This window comes from uncultured Flavobacterium sp. (assembly GCF_937967675.1).
Classification (GTDB): domain Bacteria; phylum Bacteroidota; class Bacteroidia; order Flavobacteriales; family Flavobacteriaceae; genus Flavobacterium.
Window position 1 is genome coordinate 1 of record NZ_CALBSN010000083.1, and the last position, 4,461, is coordinate 4,461.

A 4,461-nucleotide genomic window follows, 5' to 3' on the forward strand; every position below is an offset into this window, starting at 1 on the left:
AATAAATAGCAATGGGTTTTAACCCGTTGGGATATAATGAAAAGTTGTTGCAACAGGTGCTTAGGGAGGCGTTGCAGGGTAATACAATAGGAAATGAAAAGATATGGTAGAAAAGATTCAAAAAGTAGCTCCTAAAAAGAAATAATTTAGTACTTCAAAAAATTCCAAAAAGACCTTTGCTTTAAATAGTTAAGGTCTTTTTCATTTTGGTAAGCTTCTTTTTCAAATGAAATATTATAATAAGCTTCTCTCCTATTTCTAAATCGAATTAACCCAATAATAAACTCAATTCCATACCATACAAAAAAAGGCAATACTAACATTTCTAATTGTTGCCGAATATGAATTCTTTCATGATTTAATAATTCCGGATTTATTTTGTCTTTTTTATTCAATAAAAAAATAAACGGATAAACTGTAAGTCCACGAAATCCTTTCGGAATTAAATATTTAATAACTAGTACAATCATATTATACAAAATTGGTAAATTTGTCCACATGAACAATGAATTAAATCCAAATAATTTAAAAGAAGGAGAAGATTTTTATTATACTCCTGAAGGATACAAATGCTTTACAGAAAAATATCATCTTAAAAGAGGCTATTGTTGTAAAAGTGGGTGTCGCCATTGCCCTTATGGTTTTGATAAAAAAACTGGAACAAACAAAAAACAAGATAAATAGATTAAAGATATTTAGATAATCCAATCAAAAATCCAAAATCTTAACATCTAAAATTAATTATAATGACATTTCAAGAACAAATATTAGAGGGAATTCCATCGGTTTTACCGAATCCAAAACCTTATGAAGCCGAAATTAATCACGCTCCAAAAAGGAAAGAAATTTTAACAGAAGAAGAAAAAAAATTAGCTTTAAAAAACGCACTTCGTTATTTTGAACCCGAGCATCACGCTACTTTAATTCCCGAATTCAAAGCCGAATTAGAGACTTACGGCAGAATTTATATGTATCGCCTACGTCCAGATTATAGAATGTACGCGAGACCTATTTCAGAATATCCTGGCAAAAGCGAACAAGCAAAAGCGATTATGCTCATGATTCAAAATAACTTGGATTATGCTGTAGCCCAACATCCTCATGAATTAATAACTTATGGTGGTAATGGAGCTGTTTTTCAAAACTGGGCTCAATATCGCTTAACCATGAAATATTTGGCCGAAATGACAGACGAACAAACGTTAGTCATGTATTCAGGTCACCCAATGGGATTATTCCCATCGCATAAAGAAGCACCAAGAGTTGTGGTTACGAATGGAATGGTTATTCCAAATTATTCCAAACCAGACGATTGGGAAAAAATGAATGCATTAGGTGTTTCACAATACGGACAAATGACAGCTGGAAGTTATATGTATATTGGTCCTCAAGGAATTGTTCATGGGACAACCATCACTGTTTTAAACGGATTTAGAAAAATTAAAAAATCACCAAAAGGCGGATTATTCGTAACTTCTGGATTAGGAGGAATGAGTGGTGCTCAGCCAAAAGCGGGAAATATTGCAGGTTGTGTTACTGTTTGTGCCGAAGTAAATCCAAAAATTACACACATTCGCCATTCACAAGGATGGATTAATGAGATAGTTGATAACATTGACGAATTAGTTCCTAGAGTTAAAAAAGCATTAGAAAATCAAGAAGTGGTTTCCATTGCTTATTTAGGAAATATAGTTGATGTATGGGAGCGATTTGACCAAGAAAATCTACATATCGATTTAGGATCTGACCAAACTTCTTTACACAATCCTTGGGCTGGTGGCTACTACCCTATCGGATTTACCTTTGAAGAATCGAATGAAATGATGGCAAATGAACCAGAGCGCTTCAAAGAAGAAGTTAGAAAAACACTTCGTCGTCATGCTGAAGCAATTAACAAACATACCGCTAAAGGAACGTATTTCTTTGATTATGGAAATGCCTTTTTATTAGAATCTTCAAGAGCTGGAGCTAATGTGATGAATGACCATCCAACATTAGGTAGAGAATTTAAATACCCAAGTTATGTTCAAGATATTATGGGACCAATGTGTTTCGATTATGGATTTGGACCATTCCGTTGGGTTTGTGCTTCAGGAAATCCAGAAGATCTAGCTAAGACCGATAAAATAGCTTGCGATGTTTTGGAAGAAATGATGAAAAATTCGCCAGAGGAAATTCAACAACAAATGGCGGATAATATTCAGTGGATTAAAGGTGCGCAAGAAAACAAATTAGTTGTGGGTTCACAAGCAAGAATTCTTTATGCCGATGCTGAAGGCCGAATTAAAATTGCAGAAGCGTTTAATCAAGCAATTGCAAAAGGTGAAATCGGTTATGTAATTTTAGGTCGCGACCACCACGATGTTTCAGGTACTGATTCTCCTTACAGAGAAACTTCTAATATATATGATGGTTCAAGATTTACTTCTGATATGGCGATTCATAACGTAATTGGAGATAGTTTCCGAGGTGCTACTTGGGTTTCTATTCACAATGGTGGCGGTGTTGGCTGGGGAGAAGTAATTAATGGCGGATTTGGTATGGTTCTTGATGGAAGTAAAGAAGCATCAAGACGTTTAGAGTCAATGCTTTTCTGGGATGTTAATAACGGAATTTCACGAAGAAGTTGGGCAAGAAATGAAGGAGCCATTTTTGCAATAAAAAGAGCTATGGAGACGCAACCTTTATTGAAAATTACCATCCCTAATATAGTAGACGATTCATTATTGTAGTTTCAGGTTTCAAGTTTCAAGTTGAGCTTCTATTCCTGAAATCAAAACTTAAAACTAAATATTATGAAAACTTTAAAATTTCTTTCCGTATTTTTTTTAGTAATTATTTTAGCTTCTTGCAGTTCTGTCAGAGTAAATGCGGATTATGATAAAAAAGCAAATTTCACTAACTATAAGACCTTTGCATACTTAAAAAGTGGCATAGATAAAGTTGAAATTTCCGATTTAGATAAAAAGAGAATTCTAAATTCTATTGAAGAGGTAATGATTTCTAAGGGATTTACTAAGTCTGAAAACCCTGATATTTTGATTAGTATTTTCACAAAAGAACGTGAGCGTGTTGATGTTTATCAAAATTATGGATTTGGTTGGGGTTGGAATCCGTACTGGGGAATGGGTTATACAAATGTTATGACCAGTCCTGAAGGCACCCTTTTTATTGATATTATTGATGCCAAAACAAAAGAATTGGTTTGGCAAGGTGAAGGTTCAGGATATCTCACAAAAGATACCGAAAAAAAAGATGCAAGAATAAAGGAGTTTGTTACTAGAATTTTAGAACAATATCCTCCAAAATAAAAAAAGAAAGGTGTGAAAAAATCACACCTTTCTTTTTTTATTGAATATTAATTATTTCATAATATTAAACTTTGGGTTTTTTGTAACTTTGCATCCGCTTTTCAAATAAAGTAATTTACAGTATGAATTTTTTAAAGGTTTTAACATTATCAATTAGCTTATTCATAATATCCAATAAAAGTTTTTCACAATGCTTTGAAATTGAGAGTATTTTAGTTGATGCATGTGATAATGGAACTGATGAAGGTTATAACGAAATGTTCCGAATGAAAATTGGCGGAACAGCTTTAAACACGAGTACCTTGAGTGTAAACTGGCCTGCTCAGACATGGCTTGGCTTAGTTCAAAATGCTACTACGGCTTCAAAAGTTGCTCAACTAAATGCTAATATAGCATCAACAGGTGGTTGCGGATTGATTTTAGAACCCACTGGAGGTGTTTTACCGGCAAATTCAACTGTAATTGTTGTAACAAGTCAAAATTTAGATATAACCCTGAATTCATTTAGTTCTTTAAGTTCTACTATCTATATGATTTTTCAAAATAATCCATCTACAACAGGTGGACATTTTGCTAACTATAACTTACCTGCTGCAACTCGAACTTTAGCTGTTACTTTTGGTGCAGGGTGTTCTGATAGTGTAACTTATCAAAGAGCTAATTTAGTTAATATTTTTGGAACAGTTGGTGGTACTGCAGCCGATTTAAATGGTTCAACTGTAAATTTTACACCGTCAGGAGCTGCCACTTACGTAAACAATGGTTGTATTGCTCCAGTTCAACCCTTTACTGTTGAGGCAGGAACCACTCCTGTAGCAGCTTGTGCTGGACAAACAATCAATTTATCTGGAACTGCACAAGGACATACTAGTGTTACTTGGAGTGCGGCATCAGGAAGTTTTTCAGCAGCAAATAATATATTAACCTCTTACACAGTTCCTGCAACAGCAACTAGCGGTAGTAGTATAACTTTAACTTTAACGGCTACTAATTCTTGCTCAACAAACATAACTGATACTGTTGTAATCAATATTACAGGCGTAACTTTAACTCTTGATTCGGCTAACAACAATCAAAATATTTGCTCTGGAAATCCTATTGCTCCTATTCAATATACTTTTGGTGGCGGTGCAACTAGCGTGAATGTAAC

At 34.1% G+C, this 4,461-nt stretch carries 5 protein-coding genes; 4 read left to right on the forward strand and 1 reads right to left on the reverse strand.

What is annotated here, in order from left to right:
• Window positions 1-146: 146 nt before the first annotated feature.
• Window positions 147-470: a hypothetical protein gene (locus Q0075_RS05945; RefSeq protein WP_297868709.1), complete on the reverse strand. Its 324-nt coding sequence runs from the start codon at window positions 468-470 to the stop codon at window positions 147-149.
• A 28-nt stretch (window positions 471-498) separates the two neighbouring features.
• Here Q0075_RS05945 and Q0075_RS05950 point away from each other — a divergent pair, with 28 nt between their 5' ends.
• From Q0075_RS05950 to Q0075_RS05965, 4 genes are all read left to right on the forward strand, one after another.
• Window positions 499-684, forward strand: coding sequence for a DUF5522 domain-containing protein (locus Q0075_RS05950; RefSeq protein WP_297868710.1), 186 nt, complete (start codon window positions 499-501; stop codon window positions 682-684).
• A 62-nt stretch (window positions 685-746) separates the two neighbouring features.
• Window positions 747-2,732, forward strand: coding sequence for a urocanate hydratase (locus Q0075_RS05955; RefSeq protein WP_297868711.1), 1,986 nt, complete (start codon window positions 747-749; stop codon window positions 2,730-2,732).
• A gap of 63 nt (window positions 2,733-2,795) precedes the next feature.
• Window positions 2,796-3,311, forward strand: coding sequence for a DUF4136 domain-containing protein (locus Q0075_RS05960; protein ID WP_297868712.1), 516 nt, complete (start codon window positions 2,796-2,798; stop codon window positions 3,309-3,311).
• Window positions 3,312-3,433: 122 nt separating this feature from the next.
• The coding region (locus Q0075_RS05965; RefSeq protein WP_297868713.1) for a hypothetical protein at window positions 3,434-4,461 on the forward strand (1,028 nt) is incomplete at its 3' end.